The sequence below is a fragment of the Mycobacterium kiyosense genome (assembly GCA_021654635.1).
Taxonomy (GTDB): domain Bacteria; phylum Actinomycetota; class Actinomycetes; order Mycobacteriales; family Mycobacteriaceae; genus Mycobacterium; species Mycobacterium kiyosense.
Genome location: AP025179.1, coordinates 2,714,575 through 2,730,064, shown reverse-complemented (window position 1 = coordinate 2,730,064; position 15,490 = coordinate 2,714,575). Strand labels below are relative to the sequence as shown.

16 protein-coding genes and 3 pseudogenes are annotated in these 15,490 nt (G+C 67.1%); 8 read left to right on the top strand and 11 right to left on the bottom strand.

Annotated elements, in window-relative coordinates:
• Positions 1-21: 21 nt before the first annotated feature.
• The 6 genes and pseudogenes from pafA to L6444_RS30585 all read right to left on the bottom strand — a co-directional run.
• The gene (gene pafA / locus L6444_RS12940; RefSeq protein ID WP_236983085.1) at positions 22-1,380 is read right to left on the bottom strand and encodes a Pup--protein ligase; all 1,359 of its coding nucleotides are present in this window, start codon (positions 1,378-1,380) and stop codon (positions 22-24) included.
• 124 nt (positions 1,381-1,504) lie between these two features.
• Positions 1,505-2,290, bottom strand: coding sequence for a proteasome subunit alpha (gene prcA, locus L6444_RS12935; RefSeq protein WP_236983083.1), 786 nt, complete (start codon positions 2,288-2,290; stop codon positions 1,505-1,507).
• Positions 2,287-3,153, bottom strand: coding sequence for a proteasome subunit beta (prcB, locus tag L6444_RS12930; RefSeq protein WP_236983081.1), 867 nt, complete (start codon positions 3,151-3,153; stop codon positions 2,287-2,289). Before prcB ends, prcA begins: the two co-directional genes overlap by 4 nt.
• Positions 3,150-3,344, bottom strand: a complete 195-nt coding sequence (locus L6444_RS12925; protein ID WP_065049939.1) for a ubiquitin-like protein Pup — start codon at positions 3,342-3,344, stop codon at positions 3,150-3,152. Before L6444_RS12925 ends, prcB begins: the two co-directional genes overlap by 4 nt.
• A gap of 114 nt (positions 3,345-3,458) precedes the next feature.
• Positions 3,459-4,367: pseudogene (locus tag L6444_RS30590) on the bottom strand (proteasome accessory factor PafA2 family protein); the annotation flags it as partial.
• 73 nt (positions 4,368-4,440) lie between these two features.
• A pseudogene (locus L6444_RS30585) lies at positions 4,441-4,955 on the bottom strand (proteasome accessory factor PafA2 family protein); the annotation flags it as partial.
• Between L6444_RS30585 and L6444_RS30580 the strand changes: the two are divergent.
• Together L6444_RS30580 and L6444_RS12915 are read left to right on the top strand one after the other, a co-directional pair.
• Positions 4,950-5,321, top strand: a complete 372-nt coding sequence (locus L6444_RS30580; protein WP_370652842.1) for a papain-like cysteine protease family protein — start codon at positions 4,950-4,952, stop codon at positions 5,319-5,321. The pseudogene L6444_RS30585 and the gene L6444_RS30580 sit on opposite strands and share 6 nt — an antisense overlap.
• Positions 5,322-5,582: 261 nt before the next feature.
• The gene (locus L6444_RS12915; protein WP_370652843.1) at positions 5,583-6,224 is read left to right on the top strand and encodes a hypothetical protein; all 642 of its coding nucleotides are present in this window, start codon (positions 5,583-5,585) and stop codon (positions 6,222-6,224) included.
• A 116-nt stretch (positions 6,225-6,340) separates the two neighbouring features.
• Here L6444_RS12915 and arc read toward each other — a convergent pair whose 3' ends face one another.
• Positions 6,341-8,170 carry a proteasome ATPase gene (arc, locus tag L6444_RS12910; protein WP_236983077.1) on the bottom strand — a complete coding sequence of 610 codons (1,830 nt, stop codon included), beginning with the start codon at positions 8,168-8,170 and terminating at the stop codon, positions 6,341-6,343.
• Between the two features lie 273 nt (positions 8,171-8,443).
• Here arc and L6444_RS12905 point away from each other — a divergent pair, with 273 nt between their 5' ends.
• Both L6444_RS12905 and L6444_RS12900 read left to right on the top strand, forming a co-directional pair.
• Positions 8,444-9,055, top strand: a complete 612-nt coding sequence (locus L6444_RS12905; protein ID WP_236983070.1) for a lipoprotein LppK — start codon at positions 8,444-8,446, stop codon at positions 9,053-9,055.
• The gene (locus L6444_RS12900) at positions 9,055-9,348 is read left to right on the top strand and encodes a DUF503 domain-containing protein (RefSeq protein ID WP_236983068.1); all 294 of its coding nucleotides are present in this window, start codon (positions 9,055-9,057) and stop codon (positions 9,346-9,348) included. The genes L6444_RS12905 and L6444_RS12900 overlap by 1 nt, the downstream gene beginning before the upstream one ends.
• Here L6444_RS12900 and trmI read toward each other — a convergent pair whose 3' ends face one another.
• On the bottom strand, positions 9,349-10,191 hold the full coding sequence (gene trmI, locus L6444_RS12895; protein ID WP_236983066.1) for a tRNA (adenine(58)-N(1))-methyltransferase TrmI: 843 nt from the start codon (positions 10,189-10,191) through the stop codon (positions 9,349-9,351). It abuts the gene before it with no gap.
• Positions 10,192-10,263: 72 nt separating this feature from the next.
• On the opposite strand from trmI, the gene L6444_RS12890 reads away from it, so the two are divergent.
• On the top strand, positions 10,264-11,124 hold the full coding sequence (locus L6444_RS12890) for a RecB family exonuclease (protein WP_236983064.1): 861 nt from the start codon (positions 10,264-10,266) through the stop codon (positions 11,122-11,124).
• Positions 11,125-11,322: 198 nt separating this feature from the next.
• Positions 11,323-12,060 carry a hypothetical protein gene (locus L6444_RS12885; protein ID WP_236983062.1) on the top strand — a complete coding sequence of 246 codons (738 nt, stop codon included), beginning with the start codon at positions 11,323-11,325 and terminating at the stop codon, positions 12,058-12,060.
• A 133-nt stretch (positions 12,061-12,193) separates the two neighbouring features.
• Here L6444_RS12885 and L6444_RS12880 read toward each other — a convergent pair whose 3' ends face one another.
• From L6444_RS12880 to L6444_RS12870, 3 genes are all read right to left on the bottom strand, one after another.
• Positions 12,194-12,676: a glycine zipper 2TM domain-containing protein gene (locus L6444_RS12880; protein ID WP_236983060.1), complete on the bottom strand. Its 483-nt coding sequence runs from the start codon at positions 12,674-12,676 to the stop codon at positions 12,194-12,196.
• 110 nt (positions 12,677-12,786) lie between these two features.
• Positions 12,787-13,638, bottom strand: a complete 852-nt coding sequence (hisG, locus tag L6444_RS12875; protein ID WP_236983052.1) for an ATP phosphoribosyltransferase — start codon at positions 13,636-13,638, stop codon at positions 12,787-12,789.
• Positions 13,639-13,640: 2 nt separating this feature from the next.
• Positions 13,641-13,922, bottom strand: coding sequence for a phosphoribosyl-ATP diphosphatase (locus L6444_RS12870; RefSeq protein ID WP_236983050.1), 282 nt, complete (start codon positions 13,920-13,922; stop codon positions 13,641-13,643).
• A 101-nt stretch (positions 13,923-14,023) separates the two neighbouring features.
• Between L6444_RS12870 and L6444_RS12865 the strand changes: the two are divergent.
• Together L6444_RS12865 and L6444_RS12860 are read left to right on the top strand one after the other, a co-directional pair.
• Positions 14,024-14,491: pseudogene (locus L6444_RS12865) on the top strand (PPE family protein); the annotation flags it as partial.
• Between the two features lie 595 nt (positions 14,492-15,086).
• A complete protein-coding gene (locus L6444_RS12860; RefSeq protein WP_236984079.1) occupies positions 15,087-15,485 on the top strand; it encodes a PPW family C-terminal domain-containing PPE protein in 399 nt (132 codons plus the stop codon).
• Positions 15,486-15,490 lie beyond the last annotated feature (5 nt).

Genomic DNA, 15,490 nt, shown 5'->3' with positions numbered 1-15,490 from the left:
AATGGAGGCGCAAAGCCGGGCTCACATGCTCGCGATCAGCCGCTTGACCCGCTCGTCGACGGCCCGGAACGGGTCCTTGCACAACACCGTGCGCTGCGCCTGGTCGTTGAGCTTGAGGTGCACCCAGTCGACGGTGAAATCCCGGCCGGCAGCCTGAGCTGCGCTGATGAACTCACCGCGCAATCTCGCGCGGGTGGTCTGCGGCGGTGTGTCGACGGCCTCGGCGATCTCCTCGTCGGTGGTCACCCGGGCTGCCAAACCCTTGCGCTGCAGCAGGTCGAAGACGCCGCGGCCGCGCTTGATGTCGTGGTAAGCCAGGTCGAGCTGCGCGATCTTGGGGTCGGACAGCTCCATGTTGTAGCGGTCCTGGTAGCGCTGGAACAGCTTGCGCTTGATCACCCAGTCGATCTCGGTGTCGACCTTCGCGAAGTCCTGGCTCTCGACGGCGTCGAGTTGGCGGCCCCACAGGTCGACGACCTGCTCGATCTGCGCGTTGGGCTCCCGGGTCTGCAGGTGCTCGACGGCGCGGCTGTAGTACTCACGCTGGATGTCCAGGGCGCTGGCCTGCCGCCCGCCGGCCAGCCTGACCGGTCGCCGGCCGGTCGCGTCGTGGCTGACCTCGCGGATGGCGCGGATCGGGTTGTCCAGCGAGAAGTCCCGGAACGCGACGCCGGATTCGATCATCTCCAGCACCAGCGCGGCCGTGCCGACCTTGAGCATGGTGGTGGTCTCGGACATGTTCGAGTCGCCGACGATGACGTGCAGTCGGCGGTACTTCTCGGCGTCGGCGTGCGGCTCGTCGCGGGTGTTGATGATCGGCCGGCTGCGGGTGGTCGCGCTGGAGACGCCTTCCCAGATGTGTTCGGCGCGTTGGGAAAGACAGAAGGTGGCCGCCTTGGGGGTCTGCAGCACCTTGCCGGCGCCGCAGATCAGCTGGCGGGTGACCAGGAACGGCAGCAGCACGTCGGAAATCCGGGAGAACTCGCCGGCGCGCACGATCAGGTAGTTCTCGTGGCAGCCGTACGAGTTGCCCGCCGAGTCGGTGTTGTTCTTGAACAAGTAGATGTCACCACCGATGCCCTCGTCGGCCAGCCGCTGCTCGGCGTCGATCAGCAGGTCCTCGAGGACCCATTCACCGGCACGGTCGTGGGTGACCAGCTGCACCAGGCTGTCGCATTCGGCGGTGGCGTACTCCGGGTGGCTGCCCACGTCGAGGTACAACCGGGCACCGTTGCGGAGGAAAACGTTGGAACTGCGACCCCACGACACGACCCGGCGGAAAAGGTAGCGGGCCACCTCGTCCGGACTGAGTCGACGATGCCCGTGAAAGGTGCAGGTAACACCGAACTCGGTCTCGATGCCCATGATTCGTCGCTGCACCCAATCGAGGGTACAAGTTGTCCACCCGGGACGATGAACAGCCGCGCCCGAACGGGGCAATGAGGTGTCGTGGCCGAATCAGCGGAAGCGGCGCACGGCGGCCGATCCGGTGTGCGGACCGGGTCTAGCTGTCTCCGGAATCCTTCGATTCGCCGGAGTCCGGCGTTTCCCCGTCGGCTGCAGCGGAGTCGCCGGAATCCGTCTCCTGCAACGCCGTTTCCACGGCCGCGCGGGTCAGGCGCTTGAACGCCCGCCGCGGCCGGTTGGCGTCGAGGATCGCGACTTCGAGATTGGCGACCGCGACACTGGACTGGCCGTTGCCACTGGACTCGGGGCTTCCGGCCCGCAGCGCGCCGACCGCGATCTTCAGCGCGTCGGCCAGGTCCGCGGCCTCGGTATAGGACTCCTTGAGCGCGTTGATGATCGGCTCGGTGGTGCCGCCCATCGCCACGTAGTGCGGCTCGTCGGCGATCGACCCGTCGTAGGTGATCCGATAGAGCTCCGGGGGCTTGGTCTCGCCGTAGTGCGCCACCTCGGCCACACACAGCTCCACCTCGTAGGGCTTGGCCTGCTCGGTGAAGATGCTGCCCAGCGCTTGAGCGTAGACGTTGGCCAGCTGGCGGCCGGTGACGTCGCGGCGGTCGTAGGCGTAACCGCGGGTGTCGGCGAACTGGATGCCGGCACGGCGCAGGTTGTCGAACTCGTTGTACTTGCCGGCCGCGGCGAAGCCCACCCGGTCGTAGAGTTCGCTGATCTTCTGCAGTGAGCGCGACGGGTTCTCCGCGACGAACAGCACACCACCGGCGTAGGCCAGGGCCACCACGCTGCGACCGCGGGCAATGCCCTTCCGCGCGAGCTCGCTGCGCTCACGCATCGCCTGTTCGGGCGAGATGAAATACGGGAAACTCACTTCTCACCACCGTCGGGGCCGAAAGTGTCAGCACGCGAACGGCTTTCGATGACATCGCGGGCAAGTTCGGCGATCCGCCGTTCCGGGACGTCCATCGCGCCGTCGGCGTCGATGGTGACCGCGGTCGGATAGATGCCACGGACCAGATCCGGGCCACCGGTCGCGGAGTCGTCGTCGGCGGCGTCGTAGAGCGCCTCCACCGCCACCCGCAGCGCCGAATCGCCGTCGGTGACCTGGGAGTACAACTTCTTCATCGAGGACTTGGCGAAGATCGAACCCGATCCCACCGACTGGTAGCCCTCTTCCTCGATGTTCCAGCCCCCGGCGGCGTCGAAGGAGACGATGCGCCCCGCCGACTCCGGGTCGGCGGCGTGAATGTCGTAACCGACCAGCAGCGGAAGGGCCACCAGACCCTGCATCGCGGCCGGCAGGTTGCCCCGCACCATGATGGCCAGCCGGTTGACCTTGCCCGCAAAAGTCAACGGCACGCCCTCGAGCTTCTCGTAATGTTCCAGCTCCACGGCGTAGAGGCGAGCGAACTCGACGGCGATCGCCGCGGTGCCCGCGATGCCGGTGGCGGTGTAGTCGTCGGTGATGTACACCTTGCGTACGTCGCGCCCTGCGATCATGTTGCCCTGCGTCGAGCGGCGGTCACCGGCGATCAGAACTCCGCCCGGGTACTTGAGCGCGACGATCGTGGTGCCATGCGGCAACTGGTCACCGACCTGGGCGCCACTAATGCTGGCGGGAAGCAACTCCGGCGAGTGACGGCGCAGGAAGTCGGCAAAAGACGACAGGTCTACACCTGAGGATCCGGGAAGTGCTGAGTTGATGGGTAGGCGATCGGGCGACTGCCAGGTCACTGGCCGCCCTTTTGGACGTAAGCCCGCACGAAGTCCTCGGCATTCTCCTCCAGGACGTCGTCGATCTCGTCGAGCAGATCGTCGGTGTCCTCGGTCAGCTTCTCGCGACGTTCCTGACCCGCGGCCGCCGCACCGGTGACGTCGTCGTCATCGCCACCGCCACCGCCGCGTTTGGTCTGCTCCTGCGCCATCGCCGCCTCCTGCTCGTCATACACCTTCGGGCGGGTGTCCATACGCCCGCTGGCTTTTCTCTACCCTACCGGTCGCCCCCGACATTTCGTCGGTCTAACCACGCCTTCGACCAGTCAGCGCGTCAGCTGTTCCACCAGCTCCACCGCGCTGTCCACCGAATCCAGCAACGCCCCGACATGCGCTTTGCTGCCGCGCAGCGGCTCCAACGTCGGGATTCGCACCAGCGAGTCGCCGCCCAGGTCGAAAATCACCGAGTCCCAGCTGGCCGCGGCGATGTCGGCGCCGAACCTGCGCAAACACTCGCCGCGGAAGTACGCGCGCGTGTCGGTCGGCGGCTTGTCCACCGCCTCCAGTACCTGATGCTCGGTGACCAGCCGCTTCATCGAGCCGCGCGCCACCAGGCGGTTGTACAGGCCCTTATCCAGCCGCACATCGGAGTACTGCAGATCGACCAGGTGCAGCCGGGGCGCCGACCAGCTCAGGTTCTCCCGCTGCCGAAAACCTTCGAGCAGCCGCAACTTGGCCGGCCAGTCCAGCAGCTCGGCACACTCCATCGGGTCCCGCTCGAGCAGGTCCAGCACCTGCGCCCAGGTCTCCACCACGTGCGACGCGCGCGGGTCGGGGTCGCGACTGTCGACCAGCTTGGCCACCCGGTCCAGATAAATCCGTTGCAGCGCAAGGCCGGTCAGCTCGCGGCCGTCGGCCAGCGCCACCGTCTGGCGCAGCGACGGGTCGCGGCTGATCGCGTGGACGGCATGCACCGGCCGGGCTAGCGCCAGATCGCTGAGGTCGACCCCCGCCTCGATCAGGTCCAGCGCCAGTGCGGTGGTGCCCAGCTTCAGGTAGGTCGAGGTCTCGGCCAGATTGGCGTCACCGATGATGACGTGCAGCCGGCGGTACCGGTCGGCGTCGGCGTGCGGCTCGTCGCGGGTGTTGATGATGCCGCGCTTGAGCGTGGTCTCCAGCCCGACTTCGACCTCGATGTAGTCGGACCGCTGCGACAACTGGAACCCGGCCTCGTCGCCGGAGGCCCCCGATGCCGACCCGACCGGAACCCGTCACCACCTGCCGCGACACCAGAAACGGGGTCAGACCGGCGATGATGGCCGAGAACGGCGTCTGGCGCGACATCAGGTAGTTCTCGTGCGACCCGTAGGAGGCGCCCTTGCCGTCGACGTTGTTCTTGTACACTGCAGCTTCGCGGCGCCGGGCACGCTGGCGACGTGCCGGGCGGCGGCCTCCATCACCCGTTCGCCGGCCTTGTCCCAGATCACCGCGTCCATCGGGTCGGTGCATTCGGGCGCGGAGTACTCCGGGTGCGCATGGTCCACATAGAGCCGCGCGCCGTTGGTCAGGATCATGTTGGCCGCGCCGACCTCGTCGGCGTCGACCACCGGCGGCGGGCCGGCCGAGCGGCTCAGGTCGAACCCACGGGCGTCGCGCAGCGGCGACTCGACCTCATAATCCCAGCGGGTCCGCTTGGCGCGTTGGATGCCGGCGGCCGCGGCGTAGGCCAGCACGGCCTGGGTGGAAGTGAGGATCGGGTTGGCGGTCGGGTCTGACGGCGAGGAGATGCCGTACTCGACCTCCGTCCCGATAATCCGTTGCATGGGTTAAAGACTACGGTCCCGCGATCGTCGGCTGAGCCCGGCATCTACCAGTCCTCTTCGCGCAGTCTCCGCACTCGCGTTCCGTCTCGTGCGATCAGTTGGGGGTATCAGGGGCTGGCCGGCTCGGTGCGCGCTGGATATGTCGCTCCGATCTACATCGGCAGCGAAGGGTATCCGCAGCACATCATGGTTGTCACTGGTGTCCAGGGGGATAGTCTGCGAATCTACGATCCCAGTTCCGGACGAATGACCACTGTGCCGCAACAGCAGTTCTCGAACCGGATTTTCTCGAGAGACGAGGCTCGGCCTCCCGAATCACGACCGAACGGGTCCTCGACCCGCACGCCGCAGTCCGCAATCCGGTAAATCGATTGTCTCGTCGAACGGGTATAGCGCAGGGCCTTGCCCAGGGGCCATATCTGGTTGCCAAGTAAGCCTGTTTTTGCTGCGAGACCTGCCGTCAGTGCCCAGGGTGGTGACCCGACGACGGATAGCGCCCCGCCGTCGATCCGTTGACCGACAATCTGCGCGCCACTTCGACCGCCCGCAACCACTACGCCGCGAGGTGGGCGACACGCTATTTGACCCGTGTTGACGCCGGTCAACCCGGTGATTAGGTTCACCCTGGTGTCAGCCCCTCAATCAAATTCCGCGCCGCGCCACGCCGCGGCCGACCTGTCCGGCAAACGCTACGGCGAAGTTCTGCTCGTCACTCCCGGCGAAGCGGGTCCCCAAGCCACCGTCTACAACAGCTTCGGGCTCAACGACTGTCCGGCCGAACTCTGGTCGGCCTTGGACGCCCACGCCATCGCGACCGAAAACGGTGCGGCCACAGCACTTCTCAACGGTCCGCGGTATTGGCTGATGAACCGCATCGAGAAGGCACAACAGGGCATGCAGATGACCAAGACCTTCGGCGGCATCGACATGCTGCTGCAGGCCACCGTGCTGCTGTCGTCGATGAACCCCACGCCCTACACCGTCAACCAGGTGAGCCGCCACACCGTGTTCGTGTTCGACGCCGGCGAGGAGATTTACGAACTGCAGGACCCACACGGGCGGCAGTGGGTGATGCAAACCTGGAGCCAGGTGGTTGATCCGAACCTGTCGCGGGCCGATCTGCCCAAGCTCGGTGAGCGGCTTAACCTTCCGGCGGGATGGTCCTACCGCGCCCGCACGCTCGATACCGAGTTGCGTATCGACACCACCACCCAGGCCGCCCAGGTGCTGCAGGACGAGCTGACCAACAGCTACTCGCTGGTGACTTAAGTTCCTGCGGCTGCAGGAAGAAGACCCCGACGTCGGCGGCCAAGCAAGGTCCTCGCCAGCGAAGCGAAGTCGCGCCGGCACGACCCTCGGTCGGACCGGCGCGACCCTCGCGCCGCTTACAAGTACTGGCCCAGGTTGGACTCGGTGTCGATGGCCCGCGACGCACTCGACGACTTGCCGGTGACCAGGGTGCGGATGTAGACGATCCGTTCACCCTTCTTGCCCGAGATCCGCGCCCAGTCGTCGGGGTTGGTGGTGTTGGGCAGGTCCTCGTTCTCGGCGAACTCGTCGACGATCGAGTCGAGCAGATGCTGGATGCGCAAACCGGGCTGCCCGGTCTCCAGCACCGACTTGATCGCGTTCTTCTTCGCCCGGTCGACCACGTTCTGGATCATCGCCCCGGAGTTGAAGTCCTTGAAGTACATGACTTCCTTGTCACCGTTGGCGTAGGTGACCTCCAGGAAGCGGTTGTCGTCGATCTCGGCGTACATCCGCTCGACGACCTTCTCGATCATCGCCCTGATGCAGGCGCCCCGGTCGCCGTCGAACTCGGCGAGATCGTCGGCGTGCACCGGCAGCGTGTCGACAAGGTACTTGGAGAAGATGTCCTGGGCCGCTTCGGCATCCGGACGCTCGATCTTGATCTTCACGTCCAGCCGGCCGGGCCGCAGGATGGCCGGGTCGATCATGTCCTCGCGGTTGGAGGCGCCGATCACTATGACGTTCTCGAGCCCTTCGACGCCGTCGATCTCCGACAGCAACTGCGGCACCACGGTGGTCTCGACGTCGGAGGAGACGCCGGTGCCGCGGGTGCGGAAGATCGAGTCCATCTCGTCGAAGAACACGATCACCGGAGTGCCTTCGGAAGCCTTCTCCCGGGCGCGCTGGAAGATCAGCCGGATGTGCCGCTCGGTCTCGCCGACGAACTTGTTGAGCAGCTCAGGGCCCTTGATGTTGAGGAAGTAGGACTTGGCCTCACGGGCGTCGTCACCACGCAGGTCCGCCATCTTCTTGGCCAGCGAATTGGCCACCGCCTTGGCGATCAAGGTCTTACCGCAGCCGGGCGGGCCGTAGAGCAGCACACCCTTGGGCGGACGCAACGCGTACTCCCGGTAGAGATCCTTGTGCAAAAACGGCAACTCGACCGCGTCGCGGATCTGCTCGATCTGCCGGGTCAGACCGCCGATGTCGGAGTAGCTGACGTCGGGCACCTCTTCGAGCACCAGGTCCTCGACCTCGGCCTTGGGGATGCGCTCGAAGGCGTAACCGGCCTTGGTGTCGACCAGCAGCGAGTCGCCAGGCCGCAACTTGCGCGGCCGGCTGTCGTCGTTGAGCGCGTCGGGATGCCCTTCGGGCAGATCCTCGGCGACCAGCGGTTCGGCCAGCCAGACAATGCGTTCCTCGTCGGCATGGCCGACGACCAATGCCCGGTGCCCGTCGTTGAGCACCTCACGCAGCGTCGAGATCTCGCCGACCGACTCGTAGGTCCCGGCCTCGACGACGGTCAGGGCCTCGTTGAGCCGGACCGTCTGGCCTTTGCGCAGCGACGCGGTGTCGATGTTGGGCGAGCACGTCAGTCGCATCTTGCGACCCGAGGTGAACACGTCGACAGTCTCGTCCTCATGCGCACCGAGCAGCACCCCGTAACCGCTGGGCGGCTGGCCCAGTCGGTCGACTTCCTCGCGCAGTGCCAGCAGTTGTTGGCGGGCCTCTTTAAGAGTTTCCATTAATTTGGAATTGCGGGCCGCGAGCGAGTCGATTCGAGCTTCTAGTTGATGCACATCGCGCGCCGAGCGCGTCGAGCCTTGGTGTGCGACGGCGTTGTCGAGTTGTTCGCGAAGCACGGCGGCCTCACGCCGCAGCTGTTCCAGTTCTGCAGCATCGTCGCTGGACAGGGGGATATCGCGGGGGTTCTTGAATGCTTCAGAACGCTCTGAGTCACCCATCTTGCGCTCCTTTCCCGCACCAGGAATGGCGTGGCGGATACCTCTAAGCTACCGGCCGACGGCGCTTCATGTGCGCAGTCAAATGCCCTTGAAAAGTTACAAGTTAGGTCACGCTGGTAATCTCGGGTTCTACTCGGGCCGCGCGAAAGGACTTCTGTGACCGCGAAATCCCAAGCCACGGGCGTTCAGACCGTCGCTTCGGCCGATACCGGGGCCGCGAGTGTGACATCCGTTTCATTCCACAGTTTTGCTGTCGGCTGAGCGTGCCGCTGGATGTCGCGAAACCTCTGCGTAACCCTGGGCGCCGCCGTCGTGGTGGCGGTGCTGGCGCTCGCGGGATGCTCGCGTGACACCGCCAAGAAGATGGATTCGGCCCAGACGGCGGTGCCGCCCGCGCCGTCGAGCACCGTAGCCGCCGCGCCCACCGCTCCCCTGCCCGCGCCGGAGATCCTCTCCGATGTGTTGTCACGTCTTGCCGATGCGGCGGTCCCGGGCAACGACAAGCTGAACCTGGTGCAAGGCGCCGGGCCCGAGACGGCCGGCGCGTTGGACAGGTTCACCACCGCCGCGCGCGACGGCGGCTACCTGCCGATGACGTTCGTCGCGAACAACATCGCATGGTCGAGCCAGAACCCGTCGAACGCCACGGCCACCGTCGTCGTCCACACCGCCAATCCGGATCACCGGGAGTTCACTTTCCCGATGGAGTTCACCTCGACGCCGGGCGGCTGGCAGCTGTCCCGGAAGACCGCGGAGATGCTGCTGGCCATGCAGAACGCCGGGACGTTGCCGCCGACGTCACCGCCGGCCGCGCCCGCGCCCAATCCGGCGCCGCCGCCCGGCCCGGAAGCCGGGCCGCCGGCGAGTCCGTCGCCGACGCCCTGATGTGGATCGGCTGGCTCGAGTTCGACGTGCTGCTGGGCGACGTGCGCTCGCTGAAGCAGAAACGCTCGGTGATCAGGCCGGTGGTGGCCGAGCTGCAGCGCAAGTTCAGCGTGTCCGCGGCCGAGACCGGGTCGCATGATCTGCACCGGCGCTCAGGCATCGGTGTCGCGGTGGTGTCGCCCGACCGCGCTCACACCGTCGACGTGCTGGACCGCGCCGAGCGCCTGGTCGCGGCGCATCCGGAGTTCGAGTTGCTGTCGGTTCGGCGAGGTCTGCACCGCAGCGACGACTGATCAGCCGTCGCGGCCGGGACGCTTGCGGCCCAACGGCATCGGCGCCACCGCGCCGGGAGCGAGCCGACGGGTTGCGACCAGAAACGCGGTGTGACCGCGCATCGAATGCTGCGGCCGCACCGCCAGTCCCACTACGTTCCAGCCGCGCTGAATCGTCTCCCACGACCGCGGTTCGGTCCAGCACTGCTGGGCACGCACCGCCTCGACCACCTTCGACAGCTGGGTGACCGTCGCGACGTAGATGATCAGCACGCCACCGGCGACCACCAGCCGCGACACCGCTTCCAGCACCTCCCACGGCGCCAGCATGTCCAGCACGGCCCGGTCGAAGGAGCCGTCCGGCAGCTCGGCATCGGACAGGTCGCCGATGACCAGCTCCCAGTTCGGCGGCAGCTCGCCATGAAAGGTGCTGACGTTGCGGCGGGCGTGCTCGGCGTGGTCGGCGCGTACCTCGTACGAGGTAACCCGGCCCTGCGGGCCGACCGCGCGCAGCAGCGACAGTGTCAGCGCGCCGGAGCCCGCGCCCGCCTCGAGCACCCGGGCGCCGGGAAAGATGTCGCCCTCGTGCACGATCTGGGCCGCGTCCTTGGGGTAGATCACCTGCGGGCCGCGCGGCATGGACATCACGTAATCGACCAGCAGCGGGCGCAGCACTAGGAACATGGCGCCGTTGCTGGACTTGACCACGCTGCCTTCGTCGAGCCCGATCAGCGTGTCGTGGGCGATGCGACCGCGGTGGGTGTGAAATTCGCTGCCGGGCGTCAGCGTGATCGTGTAGTGGCGGCCCTTGGCGTCGGTGAGCTGCACACGCTCACCGACAATGAACGGACCGGTCGCTGACACGGCGTACAGCGTGCCAGCCGACGCGCCGCGGCCCTTCTTCGGGTTGTCGGTGCGCAGTCATAGGCTGCGAATATGACCGATCAGCTGGCGCCGCCCCCGCCGGCTGCTGCCAGCCCGCGACCTGCCCTGTCGCCGTCGCGGGCCGCCGACTTCAAGCAGTGCCCGCTGCTGTACCGGTTCCGGGCCATCGACCGGTTGCCCGAGGCCCCCTCGACGGCACAGCTGCGCGGGTCGCTGGTGCACGCCGCGCTGGAGCGGCTGTACGGGCTGCCGGCGGCGCAGCGGGTTCGCGATACCGCCTGCGCGCTGGTGGAACCCGCCTGGGAGCAGGTTGTCGCCGCTGAGGCCGAACTCGCCGCAGAGTTGGGCCCCGAGCAGCGTCTTCAGCTGATCGACGAGGCCCGTGCGCTGCTGCGCGGTTACTACCGGCTCGAGGACCCGACCCGCTTCGACCCGCAGTGCTGCGAGCAGCGGGTGGAGGTCGAGTTGGCCGACGGCACGCTGCTGCGCGGCTACATCGACCGGATCGACGTCGCGGCCACCGGCGAATTGCGGGTCGTCGACTACAAGACCGGCAAGGCGCCACCGGAGACGCGTGCGGCCGCTGAGTTCAGAGCCATGTTCCAGATGAAGTTCTATGCCGTGGCGCTGCTGCGTTCGCGCGGTGTGCTGCCCGCCCGGCTGCGACTGATCTACCTCGCCGACCGTCAGGTGTTGGATTACACCCCCGATCATGACGAGCTGCTGCGCTTCGAGAAGACCCTGACGGCGATGTGGCGCGCGATCCAATCCGCCGGTGCGACCGGCGATTTCCGGCCCAACCCGTCGCGACTGTGCGATTGGTGCCCGCACCAGGCGCACTGCCCGGCATTCGGCGGTACGCCGCCGCCGTACCCGGGCTGGCCGGCGTGTCGCAGCGAACCGGCGGCATGACCGGCAGCTACTCCTGATCCAGCGACGTTAGCCCAACGGCCACACCCGCGGACCGAACGCCAAGTCCGGCAACAGAATCATTGACACCGCGCCTCGCCGCCGCCTAATCTTTGAGACACCTCATCTCAAATAATTGCGATTGAGGTGCGAGCGATCATCCAGAGACCGCCCAGCTCGACTGGTGAAGGAAGCTCAGCAATGTACGACGGAGTACAGACGCTCACCGCCATCGACCAACACAAGCTCGGGATTTTGGCGCTGTGCTCGCTGGCGATGGTCTGCAACTACACCTGGTTCTTCGCCTCCTACGTGATTGCGCGCCGCGAAAAGACGTATTCGATACCGATCTTCTGCACCCTGTTCTGGTTCGCCGGCGACGGCTCGTTCGTCGCCCACTACCACACCTGGTTCACCACCTACCACCACTGGTACGTCGAATTATTTTGGGTCGCTTTGCTTTTCACCGTCACCTTCGAGGTCGCCTTCATTGTGCAGGCGATCCAGTACGGCAGGACAGAGTTGCTGCCTTCGGCGAACCCGCGCCAGTTCGCCGCGCTGATCGTGGCCGGAGCCGCCGCGGCGATTGTCATCTGGAACGCCCTTAGCCATGCGATGGGTGATCCGCTCGCGGTGACGTACTTCTCCGTCGCCAACGCCGCCTTACCCGTGATGTACGTCGGCGTCCTGATGCGCCGCCGCAGCAGCGCCGGAACCGCCCCCATCGTCTGGTGGGGTTACCTCGGGATGATCACCTTCTGGTTCATCGCCCTCGCCGTGTTCTTCGGACCCGAGTTCCGCTCATTCTGGTACCTGGCGTTGTGGGCACTGTGCACGATCGCGGGAACCGGTGTGCTGATCGCGGTCAAACGGCTGCCCAAGACGCAGCGGCAACCCACAACACTGTCCAGCGCACCGGTAGGCACCACCGCCGGTTAGCTCGTCCAGCTGCCGGATCGGTCCTCGACGAAGACCGCCCGCGTCACATCTTTTCCCGCGCTCCGCCCCCGCGGTCCCGTCCGCGGCTACCGGTCCGATAGCGGCGAAAGCTCCTGCAGCACAGCGTCTTGGGTCACAGCGCGGCTGCCGCCACGACGATGGCGACGGCGCCCAACACCGCGACCGCGTCCTCCAGCAGTGCGATCGGCAGATCGTGGCCGCCGTTCCTGACGACGAGCGCCCGCCGGGCCTGGAAACCGCCCACGGTGCCCAGTACGGCACCGATGATGCCGGCCCCCAGCGCCGCCCACTTGTGCCCCCACGCAGTGCCGATCACCGCCCCGGCGAAGCCGCCGATGATGAGCCGGACCAGAAACACCGGCGTCGCGGTGCGCGGCGGTGTCTTGGGCAGTTTGTCGTTGACCAGTTCGGCGACGGCGAGCAGGCTGAAAATCACCACGGTGACGATGTTGCCCACCCAGGACGCCCACGTTCCGGTCATGTTGAGCCAGCTGAGGAACACCGCCCACGCGACCGCGGCGGGGGCCGTCAGGGACCGCAGCCCCGCCACGACCCCGATCAGCAATGCCAGCAGCAGGACAAGAACTTGCGTCACAGCAATCCCTCCTGGGACAGACGTACTCCCCTGGCGACGATGGCGGGAAAGCCCGCGGCCTACCGCAGTTCCCAGCGGGACGCTAACACAGCTAAGCCCGCGGTCGACGGTCAGAATCTGCAGAACCTGATGTCGGAGGCCAGGATCGCCTTGGCTCCGATGACGGCCAGCCGGTCCATGATGCCGTTGACGTCGCGGCGCGGCACCAGCGCCCGGACCGCGACCCAATCCGGATCGGCCAGCGGCGCGATGGTCGGCGACTCCAATCCGGGGGTGATGGCGGTGGCCTGGTCCAGCGCCGAGCGTGGGCAGTCGTAGTCGAGCATCAGGTACTGCTGGCCGAACACCACGCCCTGAACGCGGGCAATTAGCTGATCCCGGGCCGCGGCCGCCTGGCCGCCGGGCTCAGCCCGCTCGATGAGCACGGCCTCGGAGTCGCACAGCGGCTCCCCGAAGGCCACCAGGTTGTGCAGGCTCAGCGTGCGTCCCGAACCCACCACATCGGCGATGGCGTCGGCGACACCGAGCTGCACCGAAATCTCCACCGCTCCGTCGAGTCTGATCACCGTCGCGCCGACGCCCCTGGCGGCCAGATCCTTACGAACCAGGTTGGGGTAGGCGGTGGCTATCCGCTTGCCGGCCAGGTCCTCGACCGTCCAGTCCCGTCCGGCCGGCGCGGCGTACCGGAACCGGGACGAGCCGAAGCCCAGCGCCAGGCGTTCGCGCACCGGGGCGTCGGAATCCAGCGCCAGATCGCGGCCGGTGATGCCGAAGTCGAGTTCGCCGGAGCCGACGTAGATGGCGATGTCTTTGGGCCGCAGGAAGAAGAACTCGACGTTGTTGACCGGGTCGATGACGGTGAGGTCCTTGGGGTCGGTGCGGCGCCGGTAGCCGGCCTCGGACAGGATCTCGGTGGCCGGTTCGCTCAACGCGCCCTTGTTGGGCACCGCGACACGCAACATGCTCACAGCTTCCGGTAGACGTCGTCGAGGGACAGGCCGCGCGCGATCATCAGCACCTGCGTCCAGTAGAGCAATTGGCTGATCTCCTCGGCCAGCGCCTCGTCGGGTTCGTGCTCGGCGGCCAGCCACACCTCGCCGGCCTCTTCCAGGATCTTCTTGCCCAGGGCGTGCACCCCGGCATCCAGCGCCGCAACGGTGGCGCTGCCGGCCGGCCGGGTGCGCGCGCGTTCGCCCAGTTCGGCGAAAAGATCGTCGAAGGTCTTCACGGCCAGCGATTGTTCCATGCGAGCGCGAGAGAAGTCACAACAGTTTCTTCGGCGTATTCATAACAACTTCAAAAGATTAGGCTAACCTAATGCCGGTTTGGCCAGACTAGCTGGCTTTTATGGCTCGAAGGACTCAGCCGATGATGACCGGTCCCGTGTGGTTCGCGCTGCCGCCCGAGGTGCACTCGACGCTGCTGTCCACTGGCTCAGGCCCCGGTCCATTGCTGGCAGCAGCCGACGCCTGGCACGCGCTCGCCGCCGAATACACCTCCACCGCCGCGGACCTCGAAGGCGTGCTCGGCGCCGTTGCGGCGGGCGCGTGGGCGGGCCCGACCGCGGCGCAGTTCGTCGCGGCCCATCAGCCGTATCTGTATTGGCTGACCCAGGCCGCAACGGTGTCCGCTGCGGCGGCCGCCGCAGCAGAGACCGTGGCCGCCGGTTACACCTGCGCACTCGCCGAGATGCCGACCCTGGTCGAACTGGCGGCCAACCATGCCGTGCACGGCGCCCTGGTGGCCACCAACTTCTTCGGCATCAACACCGTCCCCATCGCGCTGAACGAGGCGGACTACCTGCGGATGTGGGTCCAGGCCGCGACGACCATGAGCGTCTACCAGACCGTCGCAGAGACCAGCCTGGCGGCGGCTACGGCGACGTTGGGCACCGCACCACAGATCGTCACCACCCAGGCAGCGCCGGCCGCCGACACCGGCAGCATCTCTGGCGACCCGACCGAAATCATCCTCGACGCGCTGAACTATCTGGTCACCCTGATGCGCAACCTGGCCGCCCAATACCTGACGGGACCGCTGGGCGACTTCGTCGTGCAAGCGCTGGACTCGTTGCTGTCGTTCATGACCACCGAGATCTTCATGATCCTGGCGTACTCGATCATCGACCCGGTCATCTACATCTTCCCGTTCGCTCCCGCGCTGGCCCCGCTCTTCGCGCCGGTCGGCTTGATCGGGCTGGCCGGGTTAGCCGGGTTGGAGGCGAGCACCGAGTTGCCGCTCGCCGTCGCCGCCACAGCGCCCACCGAGCAGCTGACGCCCGCCGTCACCGGGGTGACGCTGGCCGGCACCGGCGCCGGCGGACCGGCCGCGGCACCGGCCGGAGCCCCCGGATCGTCGGCCGGCGCGCCGGCACCGGCGGCCCCCGCCGCCGGCGGCGTGCAAGTGTTCTATGCGGTTGGCGGCGACCCCGACGGTGAAGGATTCACGCCTACATTCGGGGCCAGAGCCGCCGCCGCCGTCGGTGCGGCGGCGGCGGCGCCAGCGGCCGCACCGCTGTCCAGCGCCGCCGAGGCCAGAGCCAAGCGCCGAGCACGGGTGCGCCAGCACAGCCACAAATATCAGTTCGCCTACCTCGACGAAGAGGTCGACGGACCGCCCGACATGCCCGAGCCCGACGACGTCGCAGCCTCGGCCTCCGGGGCGGGGCCGCAGGGCTTCGTCGGCACGCTGCGCAGAGCAGACGTACCAGCGCTCGGGGCTCACACGGCTGCCCGGCGCCGAATTCACCGACGGCCCGCAGGAGCCAATGCTGCCGAACACCTGGACACCCGGCGACGAAGGCCGGTAGCGGCG